General features: G+C 44.2%; 26 protein-coding genes. 14 read left to right on the top strand and 12 right to left on the bottom strand.

Annotated features, from left to right (window positions below):
• Window positions 1-212: 212 nt before the first annotated feature.
• From AB4493_RS05870 to AB4493_RS05860, 3 genes are all read left to right on the top strand, one after another.
• Window positions 213-1,211, top strand: coding sequence for a porin (locus AB4493_RS05870; protein WP_017071616.1), 999 nt, complete (start codon window positions 213-215; stop codon window positions 1,209-1,211).
• 155 nt (window positions 1,212-1,366) lie between these two features.
• Entirely contained in the window at window positions 1,367-2,257 is an 891-nt protein-coding gene (locus AB4493_RS05865; protein ID WP_017062738.1) for a DMT family transporter, read from the top strand.
• Between the two features lie 68 nt (window positions 2,258-2,325).
• Window positions 2,326-2,943, top strand: a complete 618-nt coding sequence (locus AB4493_RS05860; protein ID WP_017062739.1) for a glutaredoxin domain-containing protein — start codon at window positions 2,326-2,328, stop codon at window positions 2,941-2,943.
• Between the two features lie 153 nt (window positions 2,944-3,096).
• Here the strand turns inward: AB4493_RS05860 and AB4493_RS05855 are convergent, their stop codons facing one another.
• From AB4493_RS05855 to AB4493_RS05845, 3 genes are all read right to left on the bottom strand, one after another.
• Window positions 3,097-3,231, bottom strand: coding sequence for a hypothetical protein (locus AB4493_RS05855; RefSeq protein WP_010431176.1), 135 nt, complete (start codon window positions 3,229-3,231; stop codon window positions 3,097-3,099).
• Window positions 3,232-3,516: 285 nt separating this feature from the next.
• A complete protein-coding gene (locus AB4493_RS05850; protein ID WP_017057980.1) occupies window positions 3,517-3,867 on the bottom strand; it encodes a hypothetical protein in 351 nt (116 codons plus the stop codon).
• A gap of 100 nt (window positions 3,868-3,967) precedes the next feature.
• A complete protein-coding gene (locus AB4493_RS05845) occupies window positions 3,968-5,173 on the bottom strand; it encodes a multidrug effflux MFS transporter (protein WP_017062740.1) in 1,206 nt (401 codons plus the stop codon).
• A gap of 108 nt (window positions 5,174-5,281) precedes the next feature.
• On the opposite strand from AB4493_RS05845, the gene AB4493_RS05840 reads away from it, so the two are divergent.
• Both AB4493_RS05840 and AB4493_RS05835 read left to right on the top strand, forming a co-directional pair.
• Entirely contained in the window at window positions 5,282-6,178 is an 897-nt protein-coding gene (locus AB4493_RS05840) for a LysR family transcriptional regulator (protein ID WP_017068382.1), read from the top strand.
• A gap of 142 nt (window positions 6,179-6,320) precedes the next feature.
• Window positions 6,321-8,165, top strand: a complete 1,845-nt coding sequence (locus tag AB4493_RS05835) for a putative bifunctional diguanylate cyclase/phosphodiesterase (protein ID WP_372123953.1) — start codon at window positions 6,321-6,323, stop codon at window positions 8,163-8,165.
• Between the two features lie 106 nt (window positions 8,166-8,271).
• Here AB4493_RS05835 and AB4493_RS05830 read toward each other — a convergent pair whose 3' ends face one another.
• From AB4493_RS05830 to AB4493_RS05820, 3 genes are all read right to left on the bottom strand, one after another.
• Window positions 8,272-9,582: a peptidoglycan DD-metalloendopeptidase family protein gene (locus AB4493_RS05830; protein ID WP_029235892.1), complete on the bottom strand. Its 1,311-nt coding sequence runs from the start codon at window positions 9,580-9,582 to the stop codon at window positions 8,272-8,274.
• 276 nt (window positions 9,583-9,858) lie between these two features.
• Window positions 9,859-10,158 (bottom strand): isoamylase early set domain-containing protein, encoded by a 300-nt coding sequence (locus tag AB4493_RS05825; RefSeq protein ID WP_009845720.1) that lies wholly within the window; start codon window positions 10,156-10,158, stop codon window positions 9,859-9,861.
• A gap of 124 nt (window positions 10,159-10,282) precedes the next feature.
• The gene (locus AB4493_RS05820) at window positions 10,283-10,936 is read right to left on the bottom strand and encodes a hypothetical protein (protein ID WP_372123951.1); all 654 of its coding nucleotides are present in this window, start codon (window positions 10,934-10,936) and stop codon (window positions 10,283-10,285) included.
• A 32-nt stretch (window positions 10,937-10,968) separates the two neighbouring features.
• Between AB4493_RS05820 and AB4493_RS05815 the strand changes: the two genes are divergently transcribed.
• The 4 genes from AB4493_RS05815 (at window position 10,969) to AB4493_RS05800 (ending at window position 16,207) form a co-directional block, all read left to right on the top strand.
• Window positions 10,969-11,451 (top strand): GFA family protein, encoded by a 483-nt coding sequence (locus AB4493_RS05815; protein WP_170926836.1) that lies wholly within the window; start codon window positions 10,969-10,971, stop codon window positions 11,449-11,451.
• A 175-nt stretch (window positions 11,452-11,626) separates the two neighbouring features.
• Window positions 11,627-12,301: a YoaK family protein gene (locus tag AB4493_RS05810; RefSeq protein ID WP_048609721.1), complete on the top strand. Its 675-nt coding sequence runs from the start codon at window positions 11,627-11,629 to the stop codon at window positions 12,299-12,301.
• 228 nt (window positions 12,302-12,529) lie between these two features.
• On the top strand, window positions 12,530-13,900 hold the full coding sequence (locus AB4493_RS05805) for a YjiH family protein (RefSeq protein ID WP_372154656.1): 1,371 nt from the start codon (window positions 12,530-12,532) through the stop codon (window positions 13,898-13,900).
• A 435-nt stretch (window positions 13,901-14,335) separates the two neighbouring features.
• Window positions 14,336-16,207, top strand: a complete 1,872-nt coding sequence (locus AB4493_RS05800) for a methyl-accepting chemotaxis protein (RefSeq protein WP_017062748.1) — start codon at window positions 14,336-14,338, stop codon at window positions 16,205-16,207.
• Between the two features lie 128 nt (window positions 16,208-16,335).
• Here the strand turns inward: AB4493_RS05800 and AB4493_RS05795 are convergent, their stop codons facing one another.
• Both AB4493_RS05795 and ppiC read right to left on the bottom strand, forming a co-directional pair.
• Complete coding sequence (locus tag AB4493_RS05795; RefSeq protein WP_017062749.1) at window positions 16,336-17,742, bottom strand: alpha-amylase family glycosyl hydrolase; 1,407 nt, start codon at window positions 17,740-17,742, stop codon at window positions 16,336-16,338.
• Between the two features lie 283 nt (window positions 17,743-18,025).
• Entirely contained in the window at window positions 18,026-18,346 is a 321-nt protein-coding gene (ppiC, locus tag AB4493_RS05790) for a peptidylprolyl isomerase PpiC (protein ID WP_017630085.1), read from the bottom strand.
• Window positions 18,347-18,516: 170 nt separating this feature from the next.
• Here ppiC and AB4493_RS05785 point away from each other — a divergent pair, with 170 nt between their 5' ends.
• The gene (locus AB4493_RS05785; protein ID WP_017062751.1) at window positions 18,517-19,431 is read left to right on the top strand and encodes a chemotaxis protein; all 915 of its coding nucleotides are present in this window, start codon (window positions 18,517-18,519) and stop codon (window positions 19,429-19,431) included.
• 94 nt (window positions 19,432-19,525) lie between these two features.
• Here the strand turns inward: AB4493_RS05785 and AB4493_RS05780 are convergent, their stop codons facing one another.
• The 4 genes from AB4493_RS05780 to hutW form a co-directional block, all read right to left on the bottom strand.
• Window positions 19,526-20,086: an ATP--cob(I)alamin adenosyltransferase gene (locus AB4493_RS05780; protein WP_048610703.1), complete on the bottom strand. Its 561-nt coding sequence runs from the start codon at window positions 20,084-20,086 to the stop codon at window positions 19,526-19,528.
• Window positions 20,087-20,199: 113 nt separating this feature from the next.
• The gene (gene hutZ, locus AB4493_RS05775; RefSeq protein WP_004731858.1) at window positions 20,200-20,730 is read right to left on the bottom strand and encodes a heme utilization protein HutZ; all 531 of its coding nucleotides are present in this window, start codon (window positions 20,728-20,730) and stop codon (window positions 20,200-20,202) included.
• Between the two features lie 155 nt (window positions 20,731-20,885).
• Complete coding sequence (hutX, locus tag AB4493_RS05770) at window positions 20,886-21,407, bottom strand: heme utilization cystosolic carrier protein HutX (RefSeq protein ID WP_016784265.1); 522 nt, start codon at window positions 21,405-21,407, stop codon at window positions 20,886-20,888.
• 58 nt (window positions 21,408-21,465) lie between these two features.
• Complete coding sequence (gene hutW, locus AB4493_RS05765; protein ID WP_372154655.1) at window positions 21,466-22,875, bottom strand: heme anaerobic degradation radical SAM methyltransferase ChuW/HutW; 1,410 nt, start codon at window positions 22,873-22,875, stop codon at window positions 21,466-21,468.
• Window positions 22,876-23,036: 161 nt separating this feature from the next.
• On the opposite strand from hutW, the gene AB4493_RS05760 reads away from it, so the two are divergent.
• From AB4493_RS05760 to AB4493_RS05745, 4 genes are all read left to right on the top strand, one after another.
• Window positions 23,037-23,828, top strand: a complete 792-nt coding sequence (locus tag AB4493_RS05760; protein ID WP_372154654.1) for an energy transducer TonB — start codon at window positions 23,037-23,039, stop codon at window positions 23,826-23,828.
• A 2-nt stretch (window positions 23,829-23,830) separates the two neighbouring features.
• The gene (locus AB4493_RS05755) at window positions 23,831-24,532 is read left to right on the top strand and encodes a MotA/TolQ/ExbB proton channel family protein (protein WP_065583702.1); all 702 of its coding nucleotides are present in this window, start codon (window positions 23,831-23,833) and stop codon (window positions 24,530-24,532) included.
• Entirely contained in the window at window positions 24,529-24,942 is a 414-nt protein-coding gene (locus AB4493_RS05750; RefSeq protein ID WP_017062756.1) for a biopolymer transporter ExbD, read from the top strand. The genes AB4493_RS05755 and AB4493_RS05750 overlap by 4 nt, the downstream gene beginning before the upstream one ends.
• A 148-nt stretch (window positions 24,943-25,090) precedes the next feature.
• A complete protein-coding gene (locus AB4493_RS05745) occupies window positions 25,091-25,978 on the top strand; it encodes a hemin ABC transporter substrate-binding protein (RefSeq protein ID WP_017062757.1) in 888 nt (295 codons plus the stop codon).
• The last annotated feature ends 52 nt before the right edge of the window (window positions 25,979-26,030 follow it).

Raw genomic sequence — 26,030 nt, 5'->3', positions numbered from 1 at the left:
GACCTTTGAAATACACGCAACTTGTATAACTATTCATAGAACACTCAGTCGCATGAAATAAAAATGCAATAAAATCAACACTTAAAAAAGTTCCCCATTCACGAAAATGTAATTTTATGGAAATGAAAGCTTAATTTATCTGCTCTAAATTAGCTTCATATCGAAACGGAGAGCACATTGCTCACGGATTTTAAAATACAAGGTAAGTGATTATGAAAAAGGCAGTTCTAGCTTCTGCAGTGGTAGCGGCACTAGTTTCAGGTTCATCTCTAGCAGCAACAGTTTACAGCTCTGACGGTACAGAACTTAAAATTGGCGGTCGTGCGGAATTCCGTGGTGATTTCATTGGTTCTGGTGGTGAAGAAATCGAAGGAACAATGAAAAATAAAAGCCGTGTACGTTTAAATGTTGGCGGTACTACAGAAATCACTAGCGACCTATCTGGTTTTGGTTTCTACGAAGCAGAACAAGGCGTAAATTCTTCAGCTGACAATGATGAAACTGACAACTTTAAGCAACGTTACATGTATGCAGGTTTTGAAGGTAACTTCGGCGCAGTATCAGTAGGTCGTCAAGATACAGCTGCAGCTCAAATCTCAGAAATGTCGGATGTTACTATCTACTCTGGTGACCAAAAAGCATTCATCAATGCAGGTGACGAGCAAATCAATAACACGTTTGTATACGCTTACGACGCAGACGCACTTTCTCTTAAAGCAAGTTTGATTGCTGGTGAAGACAAAGATACTGACGGTTACGGTATCTCTGGTATTTACACACTACCAATGGGCTTAGGTTTTGGTCTTGGTTACTCAGGTAACGACAACGGTACTGGTAATGGTTCAGCAACGGCTGTAATCGCTGGTATTAATTACAAAATGGATGCTCTATATCTAGGTGCAACCTACACAATGGGTGACCTAGACGACAAAGCAAAAACTGAGTTCTCTGGTGTAGAAGTTGCGGCTAAGTACAAACTAACAGATCAGTTTGAATTGGCTGCTTTGTACCAAAAACAAGAAAAAGACGCGACACAGAACTTAACTGTAGACACAGCTGACTTCTTTGAGCTGACTGGTACTTACAAGTTCAACAAATCTATCCGTACATACGTTGCTTACCAATTAAACAATCTAGACGACGTAAAAGTTGCAGGTTTAGAAACACAAAGTGAAGACTCTCTTCGCCTAGGTGTACGTTACGACTTCTAATCTAAATCGACTTTAGATACAGACTAAAAAGGTTGGGCAATGGCTCAACCTTTTTTCATATTCAAATATTCTGACTGACTTCATCAATGCTTTTTCTGGTTAAGTGGTGCTAAATCCGTATCATAGGTGAACCACATCAAATAATTAGAAGCATCATGTCACAACACCATCCGATCCAAGGCGCTAGCTGGATGCTAACCGCAGGCCTAGCCTTTGCCGTTATTAACAGCCTAACTCAAATTGCTAGCATTCATTTCGGACTTACTTCTACCACCGTCGCCGTCATTCAATACGCTATCGCGTTGTTCGCTATTCTTCCTTATCTGAAAACGCTGGGCATTCGTCGCGCGCTAAAAACCGACAACCTCAAATTGCACGTATTTCGTGTCTTCTTGTCTGTTATTGGTATTCAACTTTGGATATGGGCACTGGCTTACCCAGTACCAATTTGGCAAGGCATTGCCCTTCTCATGACATCGCCATTGTTTGCAACCATTGGTTCAGGGCTTTTCTTAAAAGAGAAAGTTGGGGCTGCTCGCTGGGGCGCGACCTTAGCAGGCTTCGTGGGTGCGATGGTGATTCTAGAGCCGTGGGCTGAAGATTTTAACTGGGCAACGTTATTACCAGTCGGTGCCGCTTTCTTCTGGGCATGCTACTCACTGATGGTGAAAAAACTCTCTTCGCAAGACAGTCCTTCAACCATGGTGGTCTATCTTCTACTATTAATCACACCATTTAACATCCTGCTTGCTGCGCCAGATTGGCAAACGCCAAGCGGCGGTACAATCTGGGCTATATTGATTGTTATCGGTGTTATGACGGCACTCGCTCAATGGGCGATAGTAAAAGCCTACTCGGTCGCTGATGCTTCGTTTGTGCAACCTTTTGACCACGCCAAATTACCGCTAAACGTTTTAGCAGGTTGGATTGTATTTAGTTGGGTTCCACCGGGTCGTTTATGGCTAGGGGCTGCTATTATTATTGCGTCAGTTGCATTTATAACGCACTGGGAAACTAAAAAACCTTCAAAAGTGAAGAAAGTTTAAGGTTGGTGAAATAAATAGTTCGACAGTCCGTTCTATATGGATAAGAGAATTCAAACGAGGCCGTAACCATGAAGAAACCAGTCAAGATTACACTATACCGTTGGGCAGGCAGCTGGGGTCCATTTAAAGTTAACATCCCATGTGGAGAATGTACCCTTACCAAAGACATTCTGAAGGATACTTTTGAGAATGAGTTGGCCGATGTCGATGTCGAACTGGAAGTAAAAGATTGGTTGTCTCACTGGTGGGAGCCGCTAAAACTAGGCTCTTGGCATGCTCCAATCCTTGTTGTTGAAGGCAAAGTGGTCAGCCAAGGTGAAGCGCTGAATCGCGGTGTGTTAATCCAATCGGTGATCAAAGAGTGGACCAAACGAGACAGCCTAAAAGGCAACATCGTTTATGGTAAGGCGACCTGCCCATTCTGTGTTAAAGCGAAGAAAATGCTGGATGAAGCGGGTGTTGAATACCAATACCACGATGTCGTAAAAGACAGCGCCGCTTTGTACCGTATGATTCCAGAGGTAAAAGCACACATTGGTGAGAAAACACCGGTCACCGTCCCGCAGATCTGGCTTGATGGTAAGTACATCGGTGGTGCCGATAACTTAGAAGCGTGGATGAAAGAGAATGGCTTAGATAGCATCCCTAATAATGTGGTCGACTTATCCAATCAATCTGCTGGCTGAGTTCATTAAAAGCCATTAGTCAGAAGCTTAATTGGTATTTTTTGTGTCCATCCACAACAAAACAAAGCGATAACTTTCACCAATCGCTAAAACGAAAAAGGCCTTAAACTTCATCGAGTTTAAGGCCTTTTAAAATTCCGTTTTTGAAAATGCTTATTTAGCCATTTTCTTCATCATTCGCTTAAAGAACGATGGTTTCTTTGGCTTTGAAGTGCCGTACAATGCTTCGTGCATCATGTTTTTTGCTGCCATTTGACCAAGGTATGCGTGGCCTAGTTCGTAATTCATGCTTATCTCCGCACATAATCAACTTTCTTTAGCGCGGATTCTACACTTAAAACGCCCAAAAACAAGATCTAAATCACACTTTAATGCAATATTAAGCATTCATTTGCAATTAGCCTAATTTTGTCTCTGTGCTAATCAGCATTGTATATGTATATCAATGAGTTAACCTAAATTCTGGTTTGAGCTTAATGCTCCATTCCTAATAACAATCTAAGACATGGTTTAGACACTTATACAAAAAAGCAGCTCAAGAGAGCTGCTTTCTAAAATGCTTTACTGAGAAACCTAGCTGCGCTTTGGCTGTCTGTAAGTTTTACCGGCAATTTGGTATGTGTCTTTTTGCTTCAATTCAAACATCGTTTCAAAGAACCAAGCTGCAAATTTGATTAAGTCATCGCCTTCATTCATAACATGTTCGATGTACTCTTGCTCTTCGCCTTGTTCATTTTCTTGAAGCGTCACGTGGTAAATACGCTTTTCGCCTTCCACTTCAGCAAGTGCAAATTGACCAGTCAGTGATGCAGCAGCCTCAGCGACTTCTGTATCCTCATTGGATTTCAATAGCTCAAGCGCTTGAGGCAGGCCATCTAGTGCGCAGATAGCTTTTACCAGTACTTCAAATTCATTTTGCTGCATTTTGTTTTTACCTATTCAATGGACCGAAGCATTGTAGAAAACCATCAGCACAAATACAACGTATTAACGATGGTGCGTTAAACGATAGTGAATTTAGTGTTTAGCTATATTCCACTTCAACAGTATCGCCTTTGTTGTTCATTTTGGTTGAAGACCAAAGCACTCCGCCCATGGCTGCGCCAATAATGAGGTAGAACACGCCTAACTGTAGATGAGTCGTGACCCAACTCTCTACTAGATACCCACCCAATAAACCCGCTAAACACATCTGAATAGAGCCCGACAATGCCGATACTGCGCCCGCTTGCTTCTTATGAGGTTCTAATAACATGCTGATTGATAATGGGAACGAAATGCCTTGTGCTATCGCCAACCAAGTAAACGCCCAAACCAAGTTAAAGATGGATAACTCATGAGTAAGAAGCCAAGTTCCCGAAGCCAAAATAATCAAAATCGCAAGGCTCATCAATTGCGGAGTGCTAAACCTACGATTGAGCAAGTTCAAAGCAACGCTACCGATCAGTAAGCCTGCCGAAGGGACAATCATTAATGAACCATATTCAGCGGCGGTCAGCCCCAATTGCTCTTGCATTAAGAATGGAAACAACGATAGCGATACCAAACTCGCCATGTAGCTCATCCAGTTGTAACTGGCACTGGTCAACACTTGGCGATTGGTCAACAAGCGTCCGTAGTTATTCACCACTTGGCACGCATCAAAGCGGCTCTTTCCGTATGGCAAAGTTTCATGCAGAACAAAGTAACCCAGTGTGAATATCGCTAGTAGATACAATAAAACGAACAGGAACACCGCCTGCCAACCGAGGTGAAATGAAATCCAACCACCGAATACCGGCGCAATGATCGGCATAATCGACGCGGTGATCGAGATATAAGACAACGCTTTGGTAAGCTGTGAACCATCATAGCTGTCACGAAGCACACTTCGCCCAAGAACCGAGGCACTACCCGCCCCTAAACCTTGTAGCAAGCGACCAACTTCTAGCGCCGTCATATTGTCAGAAAACACAACACAAACGACTGTACCAATCAAATAAACACCCTGACCTAACAAGAAAATAGGTCTTCTTCCCACCGCATCGGACATCGGTCCGTAAAATAGCTGAGACAAGCCAAAACCCACCAGAAACAGCGTGACGAGCAGCTGTACATCTACTTGAGTAGCACTTAAGTCAGAAGCAATTAACGGCAATGCTGGCAAGTAGATGCTCACACCCACCTGCCCCGTAGCAATAATCATCATTGCTAAGAGTAACGGCGTTTTTTTAAAGGTCGATTGGCTCAAAAAATTCCCTATTCGTTTGATATTTGTTCATTAGATGAGTTTACATTCAAAACCAATAATTGATAATTAGCTAAATTGGAATTTTATTAAGTCCTAACAGGAAATAATATGGATTGGATTCTTAACGTAAAAAGCTATGTCAGAGTAGTGGAAGAAGGTAGCTTCAATGGTGCTGCTCGAAAACTTAACACCACCAGCTCGGCGATCAGCAAAAGAGTGAACTGGCTAGAAGAGCGCATAGGCACCCAACTGTTAAAGCGAACGACTCGCTCGATTAGCCAAACCGAAGCAGGTGCGCTCTTTTACCTGCGAGCCAAGGATCAGCTCGACAATTGGCAGTCCATTATTGATGAGACTCGCTCGGTTAACCAAACCCCAGCAGGCCTATTAAAGATTGGCGCTACGATTGCGGTTGGCTCTAAGTTTCTGGTGCAATACATGGACGACTTCTTAGAAAAATACCCTGATATTAAGGTGCAGCTGATCACGACCACGCCAGGCCAATTACCTGAACTGGGCTTAGATCTGGTGATCAGTCGTGAACTAGAACAACTCAACTCATTAAGCTTCAAGAAAACACCGCTGTTTGAACACAGAGCCAGCTTCTATGCAGCACCAAGCTATCTTGCCAAACACGGCTACCCCACTTGCGAGCAAGATTTGGAGCAACACAACTCGTTAATTTGGGGAGAGCGTCCGACCCGTGAAGTAGCACTCACCAAAGGGCAGCGAATAACGTTAAACGGTAACTTTGCGACCACTAATCCAGAGGCTTTGTTTCATGCTGCGAAGCGAGGAATGGGCGTACTGTTAACCATCAAAGCGATGATCAAAGAGGATCTAAAGCAAGGGACATTAGTTCCAGTATTGCCAAATATTACCGCCGACGAAGTGATGGTTTACGCGTACTACCCTAAGCTTGATTACTCGCACACGCGAACCAAGCTCTTTTTGGACCATCTGAAAGACAGGCTAGACAAAGAGCGTAGCACGCAAGCTCTGTGAAATAAGTCACATTTTAATTTGAAAAGTTATACAACACGGTCAATAATAAACTTGACGCATATAGATTATACAAGTTCGCACATATACAAGATAATACGTATACCGCTTACACAGTGAATCTGGTTAACTAGGGGTGGTGGCTATGACTCAACATACGCACAATAGCATGATAGACACAGAGCGCATTGGCCGTTTGCTGAAATTGGAAGGTATCGACCTTTTAGAGTCAGCTGTGCTTACTTTACATCAGACCTTTGATACTCAATACACTAGCATCATTGAGAAGAAGTACTTCCCTGACCAAACCGTTCCTTTGGTGATCGCCCATTCTGATCATGTATTACATGACAAAATCAATGCGCGCCATGGTCACATCTACCAACAAGCCTTCAATCAAAGACACCCAGATTGCTCATTTTCTCAGTACATCGTCCAGTCATTGCCAACATCGGCATTTAGGCAGGAAATCACCTCACAAAACTCCATCGCGATCCCGACTCAAACTCAAAGTGGCGAAGTGATGGGCGTGCTGTTTTCAACGTTCACCTCGCCTCTTAGCCCTGATCAGCAACAAGACGTGGTAAAGCACCATCAATTGTTCGCCGACATCATCATCCACACCTTGCGTGAAATGTGGTTTAACGATCGTTCCGAACAACTTGTAAATCAGCTTAGTTATGAGGTGTCACACGACAGCCTAACCGGGTTACTCAACCGAAGCTGTTTATCAGATACCTTAGAGTCGATTACTCAACAGAGCGTCACTCCGTTTACACTGGCTTTACTCGATATCAATAGCTTCAAAGCCATTAATGATATGCACGGTAATTATATTGGCGACAAGGTGCTGCAGTTTGTCGCAGAAATATTGCGCCGAACTTTACCTGAAAGCAACCTGACTTTCCGGACTGCTGGCAACGAGTTCGCCTTCATCACCTACCATTCTGATCCGATAGCCGTGTGCGAACAAATACTGGCCAAAATTAAGCAGGGCTACAGTAGCGTTGATATCAAGATAGATTTCGACGTCAGCATCGGTATTGCCAGTTCGGATGGAGACAACAAAGACGTTGAGCAAATCATCTTCAATACCAGCTTGGCGCTTAAAGAGTGTAAACACAGCCAAGATACTCATATTCAATGTTATGACACTCACTTAAGAGTTCGTTACCAAAGAAAAACCGAGCTAGTCGCAGCGCTACGAAGTGAGCTGGAAAACCCAATTTCACAAAGCTATATCCCCGACAGCAATGGAATGTACGTAGTGGTACAGCCGATTGTGGGTCAAGGTGAAACGCAATGGGAATATTTCGAGGTACTGACTCGCTGGAAAACCGCCAGACATGGAGACATCTCACCCGTAGAGTTTATTCAAGTGGCAGAAGAGTCAGGGCTGATTGTCGAATTAGGTGAACGCATTATTGAATTGGTGTGCCGCGCTAAAACCACACTAGAGCAAGGCTTGGGCTACAAGGTTAAACTTGGAATCAACTGCTCTGCGCACGAGCTTACTGATTCGAAACGTTATATATCCTACCTGACTCGAACCATTGAACAGCACCATTTTAAGGCGAATGAGTTTGTTATCGAGTTAACCGAAACCGTTCTGTTATCGCCAACACAAGAGACAAAATCCGCGCTTAACTTTCTGAGAGGACAAGGCTTCACGATCGCACTCGACGACTTTGGTACAGGCTACTCCAGTTTGAACTACATCCACAGCTACCCTATCGATTGCATTAAAATTGATGCGACCTTTATTCGAGACTTGTTAACTAGTTCGACCTCAGAGAGCGTAGTATGGCTGATTGTTCAACTGGCCCATAGACTCGATGTATCTTTGGTTGCGGAAGGTGTTGAGAAGCGTGAGCAATTAGAAAAGCTGCACGCGATGGGATGTGACAAGATCCAAGGTTACCTCTACTCACCTCCAATGCGACCTGAAGCTATCGTTAGCTATGTCGCGCACTCAGAGCCTTTAGTTTAAACCCTTACCGAACCTTCTATTGAGAACTAAAAAGCCGCAAGAGCATCACTTAACACTGACTGTGCTTTGTGATGCTCTTGCGGCTTTAAAACAGTTTAATGGCTAGCTACTTACTAGCATTATTAACCATTGCTAGATTGCGCGTTTCTAACGCTGCCTTCAATAGCTTGTCGGCTTCATCTCTCGCGGCTGTGAATGTCGCTTTTTCCTTTTTAGGCACAGAATCGGCCATTGGGATATTCGCTTTCATCGCATCAACAGGGCGACCACGTTCGATCAGTTCATAGTGCAAGTGAGCACCTGTCACTCGACCCGTTTTACCCGATAGGCCAATACGTTGACCACGAGATACCGTTTGTCCTTTACGAACAAGGATCTTGCTTAAGTGCAAGTAGCGCGTTTTATAAGTGCTACCGTGTTGAATCACCACATAGTTACCCGCATAAGGGTGTTTACGCGTCATGATCACTTTGCCATCACCCGTTGCTTGAACAGGTGTGCCAATTGGTGTCGCGAAATCCGTACCGTTGTGCGGTGAGATTCGGCCAGTCACAGGGTGTAGACGTTTAGGGTTAAATTGAGAACTCTGACGCCAGCTACTGCTCACTGGGTAACGTTGGAAAGCACGTTGAAGGCTATCGCCATTAGCATCGTAATATTGTCCGTCGGTGTGTAAGTATGCTGACACAACGCGGTTACGATTCATGATCTTAATTGCTTCAATTTCACGTTTTCCGGTTGCAACACCATCAACATATTGCGCTTTTTGAAGCACTTCAAACTGATCGCCAGCACGTAGGTCGCGGCTGAAGTTCAGCTTGTCTTTAAGAAGAGTCACAATATGGTCAATCTCAAGGCTGTTCAGGCCAGCTTTATTCGCCGACATTGAGAAGCTGCCATGAATATCACCCACGAGAGGTTTTTGCTTCCATTCACCAGGAATAGAGATGTCTTCGAATTCGTAGCTGCCGTCATCAAGTAATCGGTAAACCACTTTGTCCGCGACGCTAAATTGAAGTTCCATTTTAGAAAGGTCGCCGGTCGCTTCATCACGCCAAAAGCGTAATGTATTACCCGGACGAAGCGTATCTAAAGCAAGGAAGTTCAAATCAGTTTCCATCACGCTCATCATCGATTTGTAAGAAAATCCAAGCTGAGTGAAGATGCTACTCAAGTTATCGCCAGATTGAATTTGGTACTCAAACGTTGGCGGTTCGATAACAGTAACAGAAGAAGGTGACAGAATTGACTCAATCACGGTTGAGTCGGGCAAATCAAGATCGATCGTTTTCGTCAGATCCGATTGTGACGACTGCAAAGCAACACCAATCGCAGCAATAAGTGGCAGTCCCAAAATAGCTACTTTTTTTACAGGTGAAAGCTCAGCAAACGGAGAGGGAAATATTTTTGAATACACGGTAAACAGGTCTTTCTACGATATAAAGGCATATGATATGCTTTTCAAACGCATAAATCATCAATGCATTGTCATAATATGATGTGAATCTTCCCAACTTAGCCTAAGTCATTGAGTTGCCGTAGATGAAGAGCCACTAGATAAGAAATAAAATTAACCGCTAAATTTAAAAATAAAAAAGCAGAAACGGCTAGTTTCTGCTTTCTATTGGTTGACGTTATTCCGTTTCGAATAATTAATAAACGAAGCGAATTAGTCGCTGGCTTTAAGAAAAGATTATGCGTTTACCGTCGACACTAGGCAGTTGTCTTCACCAAATTCATTTGGGATGTAACGATCGGCATTCGCATCGTTCACCCATTGTTGGTCATCAACTAGGTAGCGGAATTGAAACTCGCCATCTTTAGGTAGACGAGTTTTAAACTTGTAAACCTTCCCTTTGGCCAGTTTTTTCATTGGGGTGGCTTTCCAATCAAGAAAGTCAGCAACGATGGATACAGAGTTCGCTTCCTGAGCTTCTAGCTCGAAGGTCACTTCAACTTCATCTTTCGTCTTAAAAAAACGTTTATTAATCATTCGCAAGCTCCATTTGTAATAATAAGCGGACACAAAGCTAACTGTGTCTAAATTTCATTCATCTAACTAAGATAATATGTAATTTGGCTCACATAAACAACAGATCCTTACATTCACGAAAACGTTATTGCTTACCAATTGATTGCGTATCAAAAGAAAAACTCATTAACACCTTTTCAGAAGGGGGGTCTGCAAATGATTGTTCCGCAGAATGCTGAGTAAAGCCGATAAAACCTTCCCCAGTAAGTTTATTCTGTGATTGCGAACCTGGCTGCTGAGCTACCTCCAATGTCTGAATTTGTATACGATCACCCAGTAAAAGTTGGTCGACTAACACCACACGGCTTCGTTGCTGGTCATGCTTAAACAGGCCTAGATAATAGAAAACACCGCTGCCTTGGTTAGATATCCACATCGGCGCGACAAAGAAACTCGCCTTGCCCAACGTGGCGGCTGAAAGATTATTGGTGTCTACCGTTACCACACCGCGCTCAACACCTGAGTCATAGCGTCCAAACGCGATGGCTCTAGGCTCATCAACTTCATTGATAAAAGCGTAGGCGTTAGTCTCAGGAACTTTAATTGTCCATGGATTGGTCGTCTTCAAATCAAAAACGGTTTCTACGACTGGGTCATAACTCACTTGAGAAGAAGGAAACTTCGCCAAGATCTCTTCATCACTTAAGCTAAAGCGATAAATACCCGCTACTATCACCACAACCAGCATGACAATTGGAATCAGTAGAATCAGAGGGATAGGTAAGATTTTCTTTTTCATGGGCAATTATATTCTTTTGTTTTCATCCAGTTGTGCAGACCATAAAGGGCTTTAGTATAATTATCAATACAGGGTTAACCAGAAGTGGAGCATGGATGGATATCAATCATATTAAAGACAGAAATATCAGAAGTTGCGAATGCCGCTGTGGAGCAGTCAACCTAGTATGCCGAGGTGAACCTCAACGTACATCTGTCTGCCATTGCTATGAGTGTCAGAAACGCACCGGAAGTGTGTTCGGCGTTCAGGCTCGGTTCCCAATAGAACAAGTTACACTCAGCGGTGAAGTGACCTCTTTTTCACGCATCAGCGATACGGGTAATGAAGTCACCTATCAGTTTTGTCCCAAGTGTGGCACCACCATGCTTTTGCAGTCGGTTGCCGCCGCTGATTTTTATATCGTCCCGCTCGGATTATTTAAAGAGCAAGACTTCCCACTGCCGAGCTTTTCGGTTTATGAAGAACGCAAACACGGTTGGGTTAAGTTCGACCACCAAATGAGCCATTACAACTAGTTCGTCATTGAGCGTTATCTTTATCTCGTTATTGACCGTTATCTTTATATAGCAACAGTATTAAAACAAACTGCAATACTGTTGCCTAAGATCAAATATCACCGCTTCACAGCGCTAGCGTATCTTTTGTCTAGCGTTATAATCTTGCTCCTCTATTTAACCCAGGGTGAACCACATGATTTCTAAGTTACCTCGCTGGGTTGAATACGGCGCCCTTTTGTTAGCTGGTCTTGCTGGCAGTGTTAATGCTATCGGCTTACTTGGCTTCCAACATCAAGCTATCTCCCATATCTCCGGCACCATGTCTTTGCTAGGCAGTAGCCTGCTTACACCGACCTCGGCTTCTGTTCACCTCCTATTGGTGATCATGAGCTTCATGTTAGGTGCGGCGTTCAGCGGGTTCTTTATTGAAAACCAAGCATTGAAGTTAGGACGCCGTTACGGTGTTGCACTATGTATTGAGGGTGGATTGCTGTTTTTGGCGCTGTGGACACTGTTGCAAGGCTATACTTCAGGTCAGTATTTCGCTTCAGCCGCGTGTGGTTTGCAGAACGCGATGATCACCACTTACAGCGGGGCAATCATTCGAACAACACACATGAGCGGGATCATTACCGATCTTGGGATCATGATTGGCGCTCGCTTAAAGGGCATGCCTTTTGACCGCCGTAAAGCCAAACTCCTGATGTTCATTGTGGTTGGCTTCCTGTTTGGCGGCTTAATTGGCGCTTGTCTGTTCCAACGCTTCGAAATCTTGGCATTGGCTTTCCCTGCCTCTTTTGCTTTCATTATTGCGTTTAGCTACTGGTTATACTTGACCTATCGAACTGAAACCCCAGTCAATTTATAAATATCTGGCAATATAACCTCAAACTACGTAACATCCGCAACACTTTATTCTAAACTCTTAATACGTTGCAGAATAACCAGTATGAATATTTAGCGATATTTGATGAATAGTATTGCAAGCGATATTAATACTGGGTAATCTTGCACCCAATGAGAAAATACGGACGTTTAGTGAATAAAAATGCCAAGGATGTGGCTTTTTTACGTGTAGAAATTCGAGAACAATAACATGTCTAACAACAAGAATACTGCTCAAACAGAGAAATCTAAAGGCAGTTTCTGGGTTTTCTTAATCCCATCATTGATTGGTTTATTCCTTTTCATGGCGCCAATCAGCTATCAAGGTGATCTAACCATCCCTGTAGCTATCTTAGCCAAATCAATTCAAGCGGTTTTCGGTGAATATCTAGTCCCTATCATCACTGCGATCGTTGCTTTCATGTCTGTAGCTTCAGTTTTAAGCACCATTTTTAAGCCTACATTCATTACATCAAATTCATTTTTAAACGGCCTTTTCAACCCATCTCCACTGTGGTTGCTGGTTCGTTTAATTGGTGGTGCTGCAGCCGTTATGGCTTTCTTCCAAGTTGGCCCTGAGGTTATTTGGGAAGAAAATACTGGTGGTCTGGTTCTAGAAGGCCTGCTTCCGACACTGTTCTCAGTATTCATCTTTGCTGGTTTGCTACTTCCGCTTCTACTTAACTTTGGTCTACTAGAGCTGTTTGGCACGCTACTAAGTAAAATCATGCGTCCAATCTTCAACCTACCAGGCCGCAGTGCTATTGACTGTATGGCTTCTTGGTTGGGTGACGGCAGTGTTGGTATCCTGCTTACAAGCAAACAGTACGAGAAGAAATTCTACACTCAGCGTGAAGCTGCGGTTGTTGGTACGACTTTCTCAGCAGTATCTATCACATTCAGTCTTGTGGTTATTGCTCAGGTAGAACTAGAGCACCTGTTCCTACCTTTCTACGCAGCAATCTGTTTAGCGGGTATTGTGGCAGCGGTGATCATCCCTCGCCTTCCACCACTAAGCATGAAGAAAGATACTTTCATTGATGGCAGCAAGCCGCACAAAGACGCTGACGCGATCCCAGCAGGTCACTCAACGTTCTCTTGGGGTCTTGAGCTAGCGGTAAATAAAGCATCTCAAGTAAAGTCGGCTAAATCTGTATTTGGCGAAGGCGTTCGTAACGCCGTAGATATGGTATTTGGCGTACTGCCTGTTGTTATGGGTTTAGGTACAATGGCACTGGTTATTGCGGAATACACGTCTGTGTTCTCAATCCTAGGTCAGCCTTTCATTCCATTCCTAGAGCTACTTGGTGTTCCTGAAGCGGTTGCAGCATCTGAAACGATTGTTGTTGGTTTTGCGGACATGTTTATCCCAGCAATCCTTGCGGCTTCTATCGACAACGAGATGACTCGCTTTGTTATTGCAGCAATGTCGGTAACTCAGCTGATCTACATGTCTGAGGTGGGCGCTCTACTTCTAGGCAGTAAGATTCCAGTGAACATCTTAGAACTGTTTATTATCTTTATTCTACGTACGTTAATTACGCTTCCAGTTATCACTGGTGTAGCGCATCTAATATTCTAAATTAGATACTACTTATGTAACTCAATAAAGATTCAGTTTATAAAGCCTCACTTTTGTGGGGCTTTTTATTTGCGAAAATATATACACAGTATTATTTGGAGTTCAATTAATTTATAAGCTCTGCATGTCATTTGATTTCATATCGTTTGTTCACCCCGCCTCTTTTTAATAGAAAACTGAACGCATAACTATCAAATTAATACATTCTTAATTCCTCCTTAAACTCCGTCTAGCCCCATTCCCCAACTCATTGAACCAAATACTAAAAGCAACAAATATGCGCTTTAGTGAATTTTGCATTGTTTAGGTTGTTGTATTTTTGTAGTCTATTTTGTGAAATTACATTCAAGTAAAATCCAATCTAGTCGATATATATAATTACAAAAACACGATTAACTTTAGTCTTCGCAAAGCCTGTGAGAAGGGGAAAACTCAATGAAATTTAGCCATAAGGTGGTTGCTGCATCATCAGCCTTGCTGCTAGTGACAGTATCATTGCTTTCAATACAACAACTTTACACTGTAAGAAGTGCAGTAGAAAACCACGTCAATGCGAGCCTGAAAGAGATGGTCTCGGGCGTGAAAAATACCGTCGTATCGGAGATGAACGCCAAGAAAGCGTTGGCTCAATCGACGACTGAAGTCATCGAGATCAACCCTGAAGATCGCGCTTACGTTAAAGAAATCTTAGAAAAGCCAAAGCTTAAAAACAGCTTCCTAGCGGTTGGTTTTGGTTATGAAGCAAACGGTTTCGTTATTGAAAATGATGATGGTTGGGATGCCGGTCCAGACTACGACCCACGAATTCGTCCTTGGTACATTGATGCTAAATCCAAAAACAGTTTAGTTGTTACCGCTCCTTATGTGGATGCATCAAGTAAGAAAGTCATCATATCAGTAGGTACTCCAGTTAAAGACAACGGCCGCTTTACTGCGGGTATGTTCTACGACCTAGAATTGACGAACCTTGCTACCTTGGTCAACCAAGTGAACTTGTTTGATGCGGGTTACCTGTTCCTAGTAACAGCCGACGGCACCACGATTGCTCACCCAAATGCGAAAAACAACGGTGAAACGCTATCAAGCTACATGCCACAAGCGACTATTCGTGAAGGCTCTCAAGAAATTGAAGTCGACGGCAAAATGTTCCTAGTTAATTTCACCCACATCCCTAGTGAAGATTGGTATATAGGTGCAATCCTCGATGAAGAGATCGCGTTCCAAACCGTTGAAGAATTGAAGAACAGCTCAATGATCTACTCGTTGATTGCAGTTATTCTCAGCATCATTGCACTGACTGTTCTGATTCGTGTGTTAATGCGTCCACTGGATGCGCTTAACCAAGCCATTCAAGATGTGGCGAGCGGTCAAGGTGATTTAACTAAGCGCCTAGATACCAACACAGACCAAGAGTTCTCTGACCTAGCGAAAGGTTTCAACACCTTTACTGAAAACCTGCAAAATCAGATCATTCAATCGAAAGCGATTGGTGTTGAAATTAAGCGTGGTACTGAAATCACGGTTAAAGGTGCAGGCGAATCAGCGAAAGCGATGAATACCCAACTGGAAGAGCTTGAACAGTTAGCGACTGCAATGAACGAGATGGCGGTTACTGCAACTGAAGTTGCAAACAATGCTCAAGGCGCAGCAGCGGCAGCCCGTGAAGCAGACGAAGCAACGCTAGACGGCACATCTGTCGTAAGTGACACCACTCAAGCGATTGATAACCTTTCAGCACGTATCGACCAAGCGGTTGCCGAAGTACAAGTACTTGAATCAGCAACAGCCAACATCGAAACAATTCTAAAAGTAATCAACGATATTGCAGACCAAACCAACCTACTGGCATTGAATGCGGCTATTGAAGCGGCGCGTGCTGGTGAATCAGGCCGTGGTTTCGCAGTCGTTGCCGATGAAGTTCGTACTCTGGCACAACGTACTCAAGAATCAACTACGGAAATCCGCAACATGATCGAGCAGCTCCAAGCGGGTGCAAGCTCAGTATCGAACGCGATGAACCAAAGTAAAGACACAGCCACTGACGCCGTTGAACGCGCTCAGCAAGCGAACTCTTCACTTGACCGTATCCGTGACGCGATTCAACGCATCTCAGATATGAACATCCAGATTGCTTCAGCGGCAGAAGAGCAGAGCTTAGTAGCGGAAGAGATCAATAACAACACTGTTAAGATCAAAGACCTTTCAACACAAGTATCAACAGCGGCCCAAGAAGCGAATACCGCAATGCAGCAGCAAACTGACAATGTTCGCCAACAAGACGAGCTATTGAATAAGTTTACGGTTTAACCAAGGTTTGGCTCAGTTGCCGTTTGGCTGAGTCGCCATTTGGTTTAGTTACCGAGCAATAGCTTAAAATAAAAAGCCCCGATTACTGATTGCCAGTAAGCAGGGCTTCTCTTTCTAGTCTATCCAAGTTAACTCGTGACAGGCTTCAATTCATTCGTCGTTAACATCATGCATTGGTTCGATTCCACCTTGATGGTTAAATCCTTACCAACACATTCAAACACATCATCCGACAGTAAATCGGTTACCGCACCAGTCCAATTTAATGAGGCTGTTTTGCTTCGCTTCGACTTGTTGATCACCACAATGCCTTTATCGCCACGGACAAACACCAACAAATCATCATTCGCTTCAACCACACGCATCGCTTCGCCATGAACATGGTTATGGAATTGAATCATGCTTTTCATGTAAGGCGCTTGCCAGTCGTTAAGCCAACGAGGCTGACCGCTCTTGTCCAGAATACCGCTGGTGCTCAGTTCACTGTAAACAAGCGGCACACCGCCGTCTCGACCAAGAATGAAAGCATGAGCCAATCGCTCATCCACTTCATCCATCACATGCTCCAAAAACACCTCGTTATTGGGAATATCATGAGTGACCGCAAACGTGATCGCTCGCATATTCGACAGAGCCTGACCAAAACAGTATGGGTTAATCAAAGACTTAAAGCTGCCCTGCTCTTCAAATGCTTTGAAGATGGTGTTGAACAACGGGAAATCGTAAGCGCCTAAGCGAGTGTGTTTAAGATAAGGCTCAAGGAACAGCTCATACTCTTCTTCTGTTGCGCCGCCATCGGTAATGATCTCACCGAAGATGTGCATTTCTTCGCAGATGTCATCAGTCCACACCTTGCGTAGATGTGCCAGTGTCATGTGCTTTGCCGCGTCAATGCGAAACCCTTTCACACCAATCTCTTTCAGTGCTTTTAGGTAGGCTCTTTGCTGTGCCACCACATTATCGTTATCAAGCAGCGTTGGCAGGCCAGGGTCGCTCGCGCCACCGGTAATACGCCCGTTTTGCACTTCCCAAGTGTCTTTCCAGTTCTTGATGCCAAACGCCTCCACGAAGTCGTTCTCATCAAAAAGAGGCTCAGAAAGGTCACCAAACAAACGTATGGATTCATAATAGTCAGCATCTTTTTGATAAGACGCCATGTCTTGCTGATTGGGATACGTTAGATCACCGCGGATACCCGATTCGTTGGCCATGTGGTTGAACACCACATCCACATAAGTACGAAGCCCATGTCGCTTTAACGTGTCGACCATCGCTTTAAAATCTTGTGTGTCACCCAACTGATTATCGATCACACGATAGTCTTGGGGCTGATAGCGTTGCCACCATTGAGTACCAGAATTTCGATCGCAACCTTTAGGGCCGCGCAGCGATTTCATCGCCGGTGATACTAAAACAGATTTATAACCCAACTCTTGGATCAGTGGGGCGTTCTTCATTACGTCAGCGTAGCACCAGTCAAAGGCATGCAATATGACATCTGTCGCTGGTTTGCTTAACATAGCTGAACTCTCCATGTTGTTCTCCTACCAAACTCGTTTACAGCTTTTTAGAAAAGGCAAAGGCTAAAAGGCAAAGCTGCAATAAATTTCCTCAAGAATGGCATTTATTATATGAGTTACTCATTAAAAACCCTCCTCCTCCTACCAATTACTCACGGTGGATGGTTGAGGGCGTAGCACCAATTATCGCATAACGTCTGGGATGAACACTCAACCGTAGTGCTTTAAAACGCGCACAAAAGTCACAAAAAAGGAGCGTATATACGCTCCTTTTATTCAATCTAACACATATTTATAACTAAGTTCTGTAAAGAACCTTCACGACGTGCCAGCCAAATTTTGTTTTCACAAGGTGTGGTACAAGCGTCTCGCCAGAGAAACAAACCTTATCAAACTGAGGCACCATTTGACCTTTTTTGAACTCACCTAGGTCGCCGCCCTTTTTACCAGATGGACAGGTTGAATGTTTCTTCGCTAGCGTTTGAAATTTAGCGCCCTTTTTAAGCTGCGTCATGATGTCTTCTGCTAGTTCTTTATGCTTCACCAAAATATGAAGCGCTGCTGCTGTTCTTGCCATGATAATTCTCAGTTTGTTGCTGTCTGCTTGTCGACTAACCATCGACAGCGAGTATTTAGCGTGATTTTAACCCAAGAACCGCTATTCTTCACTCTATAACCGAAAACAACTGCCTTAAAGGCCATTAAAAACCGCATCGCGACTTGCTGCGGCTTCCATTTCCCTTTAAATTAATCCTTATAAATTAAGCGCGTATTAAGTAGGAGCCACTTATGGCCAAACCGATCAGTAAAGCGAGTCAGTCACAGGGAATGTTGATGTTCAAGTTGTCCCTCACTCAAAGTTTTGCGATTGGCACGCTTAAGGTCAGAGAAATCGTCCCTTTTCAGCCGATGACTCAGATCCCCTACTCCCATCATCACGTGATTGGTACAGTGACTATCCGCGACCTTACAGTTCCTGTGATTGATATGTCCGCTGCGATTGGCTTCCGTCCGATAACACCCGCTGAATACCAAGATTGTGTACTCATCGTTACTGACTGTTTGAGAACAGTTGTGGCGTTCTTGGTTCGTTCAATTGATAAAATCATTGAATGCGACTGGAAGAGCATTGAATCTCCACCCACCAGTGTGGGTCGCAATGTGTTTGTAACGGGTATTACACGTTTTGAAGACCGTATTGTGCAAATGCTCGATGTGGAACTGCTGCTTTCTAAGATCTACCCAGCTTATGAGAATGCTCATATCCCGATGCTGACCGATGTAGAAAGGGAACGCCTCAAAGCATTGAACATCTTATTAGTGGATGACTCTTTGATTGCACGTAAACAGTTATCTGATGCCTTAGACAGCATCAACATCCCTTACAGCATATGTAACAACGGCTTAGATGCCATCGACCTAATGCGACGCCAAGCCAGCGCTGGCAATGCCATTGATCTTCTGGTGAGTGATATCGAGATGCCGGGATTAGATGGTTATGAGCTTGCATTTGAAGTGCAAAACGACAGCGCTTTAAGTCACGCTTACTGTATTTTGCATACCTCACTGTCCAGTGAGATCTGTGTCGACCGTGCTAATCAGGTGGGGGCGCATGAAGCGCTTGAGAAGTTCAACGCGGGTGAATTAATCGAAGCTATGCTACGCGGCGCAAAAGTCTTAAACGGCGCCTCTACGGCTGCTTAGGCTCTGTTATAGAAGCTAAACCTGGCATAGTGCTCAATGGTTTAGCTTCTTAGTCTCTTCTTTCTTCAAATCTTAATAAGAATAGAGCTAACCGTTAGTCTTTGTTTTCTGGCATAGACTTTTTCGGCATAGAGTAGCTCTTACTCACAAATTCCACTTCCTCGACTTCATTCACATGATTGGTAAAAGAGGCCAATGCATAGAGAGTGTTCGCGACTAGGTTGGCGTATTTAAAAAGAATCGGGTCTGGCGACTTTTTGCTTTCATGATGTTCAATACTCACCAAAGCTCGCACAACTTTCTTAGCCTGACAACGACACAAGTGAAGTTCACTAGACACTCGGTGTCCACCGGGTAAGACAAAGCCTTTAAACCCCCCTTCTAACTGCTCACGGATACGATGATAATCTTGCTTGAGCTCGACCAATTCAGACTCGGTGATGGCAAGCTTACCGCGCACAGAGCCATTCAAATGGTAGATGTTTGGCTGCAAGCGTTGCAGGATCTCACGAACCTGAGGCTCTAGCTCTAAAGACAACACCAATCCAACTCGGCAACAAAGTTCATCCGACAAAATCTCAAAATCACAGATAGGACTGTCTTCATAAATAAACGGGTAACAGAACTCGTCCCAATCTCGACTTACTGGTTTCACGTACCGATCCTTACATATAAATAGTCATCAAACGCCAATATACCAAACTCTTTGATTTAGACATAAAAAAGCCCTCACATTGGAGGGCTCCTAAAGAAATCGATTAAACGAGATTACTCGTTAGATACTTTTTTGTGACCTTCTTGTAGGTGAACGAAATCCACCAGATCGTCGCCTGACACTTGGTATGCCTGACCAAAGCCTTTAACGAACAGGCCGTTCTCAGCTTTAAGGTTAAACAGAGAGAAGTCTTGAAGTTGGCTCAAACCATCAATGATTTCACCAAAACGCTCTTGCATCTGGCCAATCACTTGAGTCCAAAGTTCCGTTTCACGCTCCACAACACTTGCTTGAGCATCAAACGTTAAACGTTTACGTGCGTAAAGTTGCTTCGAGCTCTCTTCGTCTTCAATCATCATCAAAGAGACCTGAGGGTTCGCTTTCAAGTTGCGAGCATGACGAGCAATATCAGAAATTAGAACAAAGTAACCTTCTTGGTTCTGAACGAAAGGTGCGTAACTTACGTTCGGGCGACCTTCTTCATCAACCGTTGCAAGTTGAAGGGTACGGCGCTCTTGGCGAAACTCTTTAATTTCTGGACCTAGGCGACCTTGTAGACGTTCTTGTTTTACTTGCTGTTCCATGGGTAATTCCTTTCTTCACTTTCTCTGATTTATTATTTTTGCCCAAGGTTGAGCGATCATTAGCGAACTAAACGATCCTAGAGCATTGATGTCTTGTTTAAGCCAGTTGGCAACCCTATGTAAGATTGCTGCTGATTATTTACTGTAAATTGAACTTAAGCTTGTTCTTTTAGCGCTTTGAAGCGTTCTACTTGGTCGGCAATAAGCTCACGCTTTTCGTTGCGGCCTAGGTAAATCTTAAAAATGTTCTCACCGGTTTCACTGAAGAAGCCGAAGTAATGACTTTCACGACCCATGAACGCCTTGCTCACCAAACCGATATGTTTAACGTTATCCAGTTTTAGGTGGCCATGAAGCTCGCCCTCTTTGCCCATCAGGTTGTAGTAACCACGCGCTACTTTACCTTTCGGGAATGGCGCTTTTACTTCAAAGATAGAACCAAATGAATGCACGATAGTGGTCACAGGGCCCCAACCCACTAAACCTTCTAGAATCTCTTGAGCACGGCTGCCATCGAGCATTACCGCCATGTCGTTTGGAAAAGCAGCAACCACTTCAACTTCTGAAACACCTAGCTTCTCAGCAATTGCTGTTGGCAGTAGTTTTGGCTCTTCTTCTAAAATTAGAGCTACGCGTTGTTCTAGAGTTTCTGTCATTTCTAATGTTGTATCTGTCATTGAATATGTTTCCGTATAAACGAGTAATTTGCGTAAGTTATAAACTAAAAATTCGATATTAGGCGTGCTTTAAACTTGCATGCGGGTGTACGCCCGAACCTGACGTTTTAGGCGCTGGGTGCATAGCTTGGTATTCAGCGTTAAGCACTTGAATCACACTCTGCGCTAGGCTTACCGCCCAAAAACTGCCAGCAATAGTCAGGCTCAGATAATCTTCCGAAAGCTCAACCAAACCGTTCTTTTCCCAATGCGCGAACAAAGGCTTAAGGTAGTCGAACGTGTCTTGTCCCATAAAGCTCGGTAGCGTACTTCTTCTAACAACACCAGAATCGAAACCTGCCTTTAATGTTGAGAAGATAGGCTCTAATGAGCTTTGCTTAGTCATCATGGCGATAGGTAATTGACCTTGCTTTATAGACTCCATGTAGCTGTCTAAAGTTCGATGCTGCATCACACCATGGCCACCGATGTTGCCACCAGCGCCACAACCAATGGGTAGAACTTCGGCATAAGTCTTCGCTAAGCTGTTGTAAATGCTGCGTTCGCGGTTATCACGAGTCCAGTGGTTTACGCTGAGTTGCTTAACCTTATTTTTTGCCATGAACTCCACACCCGCCAAATACATGCTCGCCTTGTCTGGCGTATTCGCAGGCGGTGGGATTTTTCCTTTCTCAACAAGATTAAGCATAGGTGCATTGCCCGCAACAATCAGTTGGTAGAGGTCAATGCCGTGTGCACCAGTAGACATGTAGTCTTCTAAATCTTGTTGGAACACTTCCATAGATTGGTGTGGTAATCCGTATAACAGATCAAGAACGATTGGCGCTTGCTCGGTGCGGCTTAGTGAACTGATACGTTCTAGCACAACCTCTCGGTCATCTAGGCGCTTAGCACTGCGTCGAACTTGAGTATTGAAACTTTGAATACCGAATGAGAAACGATTGAAGCCACCTTCAAGCGCACGATCAAACATCTCGTCACCAAATCGATTGATGCGCCCTTCCAATGTCATCTCAACATCGTTTGCTAGTGGGAAATATTGACGAATCGCTTTACCCAGCTGCTCAACTTGTTGAGACGACAAATCGGTGGGAGTTCCGCCACCAATATAGACGGCGTGAAATAGTCCAGACTGAGCCCAAGGTGTTTTGGCTTTCTGCTTTAGCTCGACCATCAGTGCATCGAAATACTCATCCACTAATTTACGGCTTGCGGCATTTTGGAAGAAATTGCAGAACGTACAACGCACACGACAGAAAGGAATGTGGATATACAAGCAACGCGTATCCTGTTTTTTCCCTTCACTCAGCATCAGTTCGTCAAAGAGTTCTAACTTCTTACTGGGGTCGACCGGAATTGAACTTCCTCCGGCGTGTGCAGAATGCTTTTTCGCAAACGCAAAACGAAGCGGATCAGGGCTAGAAACGCCCAAGATTGATTCGTCAAATTTATAAATATTAAGACTCATATAATCTCTCTAAACACTTACATAGCAAAGTCTGGAAGACTATTCGCTAAAAACTGAGAGAATCATAAATACACGCAAATGATAATGCAATTGATAATTGATCTTATTTAGATTCTAAGCAATAATCCGATACAGAATTTTGATTTGGTAAAGGATTGATTGTGAACGTTCCTAGATATGTTATTGCAGGCGGTGCATCGTTAGTGATTCATGCCGCGTTGTTGTTTGTCGCTCAAGAATCCAAAGTATTTGCGATGCCTGCAGGTAGCCAATCGAACACGGTATCGATCAACTTCACTCCTAAGAGCGTTCCTTCACAAGCTCAGCAAAAAACAATCACAGAGCCAGTTAAACCTGAGCCAATAAAAGAAACCGTCTCACAAGCCGAACCAAAAACGGTTGAGCCAAAGCAAACTAAGCCAACCCCAAAGAAAAAAGCGATCACCAATAAACCTCAACCAAAGAAAGTTGAGAAAAAAGTGATTGAAAAGAAGGCTGTCGAGAAAAAGCCTGTTCAAAAGAAACCAGTGACTGAGAAAAAGGTGGTGAAGAAAGAACGCCCAGAGCCAGCCACTCAACCAGAGAAACTGGCCGACAAGAAAGTCGATAAGAATATGGACGAATCTGCCAACCAGTCTCAGGAAGTAAACCAAGGCGTATCAAACCAAGAGCCGGTTTTAGTCACTAAGCCTTCGTTCTCTGCGCGTCCTACCCCACCGAATTACCCTCGCCAAGCAAGACGTCGTGGCGTTGAAGGTGTCGCGACTTATGAGATCTGGCTAGACGCTGAAGGCAAACAAATTAAACAAGCATTAGTAAATTCATCAGGCGCGCTAATGCTCGATAACGCCGCATTAGATGCCATTAAACAATGGAAATTCTCACCTCACACTGTCAATGGGCGAGCGATTGCTCACCGAGTACAAATACCTGTTCGTTTTAGGTTGGATTAATCATGCAACAAATCAGTTACTTACAAGATCAACTTGGCTTAATGACTTGGCCTCTTCTTATCTGCTCAGCATTAACAGCAATGATCATCGCTGAACGTGTCTTCCAAGTCATGCTCAGCATTGGTGTGGGCAAACGTGCCATTCGTCGCGAGTTAAACCAAACCTCACCAACCAACAGCAAAGAGATTGAAGCGCTTGCTCAGTCGATTTCAGGTAAACGCCCGCTCTTGTACAAGGGCGTGTCAATGTTGCTTGCTCACCACTCTTTCTCAAAAGGGTTACGTGAAGATGCCGCTGGGATCTGGCTACAAGAAAAACGCCACCAGCTTCATGCAGGTTTAAGACTGCTTGGTTTGATCGGCGTGATCAGCCCACTCATCGGCTTGCTTGGTACGGTACTTGGTCTTATTGAGATGTTTAAAGGCGTTGCCGCGACAACAGGCAGCATCACGCCTAATGATTTGGCAGACGGTCTTGGATTAGCAATGCGAACCACAGCAGCAGGTTTGATGATTGCGCTTCCTGCTATTTCTGGTGCTCAGCTACTAGGGCTATGGGCCGATCGAGTGCTGGCTCAATTGGAGCATACATTGAACTATGTGAATGTGTGGCTAGAAGGCATGTCGATTCAAACCAATCAGTCTGATGATACTCAAGGTAAGCCTATCAACAAAACCTCTATCGGTGATGTGAGTCAAGCATGATTAAAACGCCCCACTCATCTCACACACAGAGCCTAGCGCCAGACTTAACACCGCTGCTCGACATCATTTTTATCGTGATGGTTTTTCTATTGCTTACGGCATCGGTAAAGCTGGAATCGCTAGAAGTTGAGCTGCCAAGCTCGGATGTTAAAAACGTTTCTGAAGTCCACAAGGATTCAATTAGCGTCAATATTTTAGACCGCGAACCCTACTGGGCAATTAACGGCCAAGAATACATCGACTGGGAAAACTTCAAGATTGCGCTGTTAGAAGAGACTGGTTCAACGGATAAAAAACCGATCATCATTGGCGCAGATAAAGCCGCTAACGTGGAGAACCTAGTGAAGTTGCTTTCATTCCTTCAAGAAAACGGAATACCAGCGACTCAATTGCTCACGGACGATGGATAGAGCGACACTCAATTTTCACGAGGTTTGGCTTCTGGTTGATAAAACTAAACAAGCAGACTAAGCCTCTCTATCGATTCGAACTCACAATGCGAACGGACTGCTCACTGAGTATCTTCGCGATACAAAAAGAAAATATAAAGAACTTATTATGAACAACTTAAACGTGCTCAATAAATTAAAGACCAAGACACCTCTTCTTTCATTAGCTGCAATCAGCCTGGCACTTAGCGCACCCGCAATGGCCAACGACGCTGAACAACCTCGAATCATCAGTGCTGGTAGTGCCGTTACTGAATTGGTTTTGGCATTAGGTGCCGAAGAGCAGTTAGTCGCGATTGATGTGACCAGCCACTTCCCTCAAGGAGAAAACCTGCCAAAGATTGGTTATCACCGAAACCTGTCTGCTGAAGGTCTACTCGCCCTAGAGCCAACCACATTGATTGGCTCGGATGAAATGGGACCAGACAACGCTATCTCTCAATTAAAATCGGCAGGCGTCGATGTAGAGATTGTTAACACTGAAGCAAACGTGGAAGGGCTATTAAAGCGTATCGACCAAATCGCAAAGATCACCCATACCGAAGACCACTCGCAGCAAGTGAAAACCGATGTGAATCAAAAGATCGCAGCACTGAAAGCGAACCAAGTACCAAGCAACGAAGCGAAGAAAGTTCTATTCCTGTTGCTGCATGAAGGTCGCCCTGCCAACGTTGCTGGCGGTGAAACATCACCAAACGCAATCATCGAGTTAGCTGGCGGTATCAACCCTGCCGCTCAGAGCTTAACGTCTTACAAGCCACTTTCAATGGAATCACTCGTTGAGATGCAACCTGATGTCATTTTAGTAAGCGGCCGTAGTTATCAAAAAATGGGCGGCGCAGATGCCATCCTGAAATCACTGCCTATGCTAGCGGCAACGCCTGCAGGTATGAACAAGCAAATCATTACCGTAAATGGCAGTGCTTTGGTTGGCGGGCTTGGCCTAGAAAGCCTCTCTGAAGCAAAGCGTCTAAACGCACTTATCTACCCGCTATAACTCAACCACCCTATTTCTGCTATCGCTAATTCGCTTCCCTCACCAACTGACT

The sequence above is a fragment of the Vibrio sp. 10N.222.55.A1 genome (assembly GCF_041473835.1).
GTDB classification, from domain to species: domain Bacteria; phylum Pseudomonadota; class Gammaproteobacteria; order Enterobacterales; family Vibrionaceae; genus Vibrio; species Vibrio crassostreae_C.
Note: the sequence above shows the minus strand (reverse complement) of the source record. Positions and strands in the feature narration are given on the sequence as shown.

Excerpts from the sequence above, each read along its gene's own strand:
- AB4493_RS05870 (WP_017071616.1), top strand. The coding sequence starts at position 213 with ATGAAAAAGGCAGTTCTAGCTTCTGCAGTGGTAGCGGCACTAGTTTCA.
- AB4493_RS05865 (WP_017062738.1), top strand. The coding sequence starts at position 1,367 with ATGTCACAACACCATCCGATCCAAGGCGCTAGCTGGATGCTAACCGCA.
- AB4493_RS05860 (WP_017062739.1), top strand. The coding sequence starts at position 2,326 with ATGAAGAAACCAGTCAAGATTACACTATACCGTTGGGCAGGCAGCTGG.
- AB4493_RS05855 (WP_010431176.1), bottom strand. The coding sequence starts at position 3,231 with ATGAATTACGAACTAGGCCACGCATACCTTGGTCAAATGGCAGCAAAA.
- AB4493_RS05850 (WP_017057980.1), bottom strand. The coding sequence starts at position 3,867 with ATGCAGCAAAATGAATTTGAAGTACTGGTAAAAGCTATCTGCGCACTA.
- AB4493_RS05840 (WP_017068382.1), top strand. The coding sequence starts at position 5,282 with ATGGATTGGATTCTTAACGTAAAAAGCTATGTCAGAGTAGTGGAAGAA.
- AB4493_RS05835 (WP_372123953.1), top strand. The coding sequence starts at position 6,321 with ATGACTCAACATACGCACAATAGCATGATAGACACAGAGCGCATTGGC.
- AB4493_RS05825 (WP_009845720.1), bottom strand. The coding sequence starts at position 10,158 with ATGATTAATAAACGTTTTTTTAAGACGAAAGATGAAGTTGAAGTGACC.
- AB4493_RS05820 (WP_372123951.1), bottom strand. The coding sequence starts at position 10,936 with ATGAAAAAGAAAATCTTACCTATCCCTCTGATTCTACTGATTCCAATT.
- AB4493_RS05810 (WP_048609721.1), top strand. The coding sequence starts at position 11,627 with ATGATTTCTAAGTTACCTCGCTGGGTTGAATACGGCGCCCTTTTGTTA.
- AB4493_RS05805 (WP_372154656.1), top strand. The coding sequence starts at position 12,530 with ATGTCTAACAACAAGAATACTGCTCAAACAGAGAAATCTAAAGGCAGT.
- AB4493_RS05800 (WP_017062748.1), top strand. The coding sequence starts at position 14,336 with ATGAAATTTAGCCATAAGGTGGTTGCTGCATCATCAGCCTTGCTGCTA.
- AB4493_RS05795 (WP_017062749.1), bottom strand. The coding sequence starts at position 17,742 with ATGGAGAGTTCAGCTATGTTAAGCAAACCAGCGACAGATGTCATATTG.
- ppiC (WP_017630085.1), bottom strand. The coding sequence starts at position 18,346 with ATGGTTAGTCGACAAGCAGACAGCAACAAACTGAGAATTATCATGGCA.
- AB4493_RS05785 (WP_017062751.1), top strand. The coding sequence starts at position 18,517 with ATGGCCAAACCGATCAGTAAAGCGAGTCAGTCACAGGGAATGTTGATG.
- hutZ (WP_004731858.1), bottom strand. The coding sequence starts at position 20,730 with ATGGAACAGCAAGTAAAACAAGAACGTCTACAAGGTCGCCTAGGTCCA.
- hutX (WP_016784265.1), bottom strand. The coding sequence starts at position 21,407 with ATGACAGATACAACATTAGAAATGACAGAAACTCTAGAACAACGCGTA.
- hutW (WP_372154655.1), bottom strand. The coding sequence starts at position 22,875 with ATGAGTCTTAATATTTATAAATTTGACGAATCAATCTTGGGCGTTTCT.
- AB4493_RS05755 (WP_065583702.1), top strand. The coding sequence starts at position 23,831 with ATGCAACAAATCAGTTACTTACAAGATCAACTTGGCTTAATGACTTGG.
- AB4493_RS05750 (WP_017062756.1), top strand. The coding sequence starts at position 24,529 with ATGATTAAAACGCCCCACTCATCTCACACACAGAGCCTAGCGCCAGAC.
- AB4493_RS05745 (WP_017062757.1), top strand. The coding sequence starts at position 25,091 with ATGAACAACTTAAACGTGCTCAATAAATTAAAGACCAAGACACCTCTT.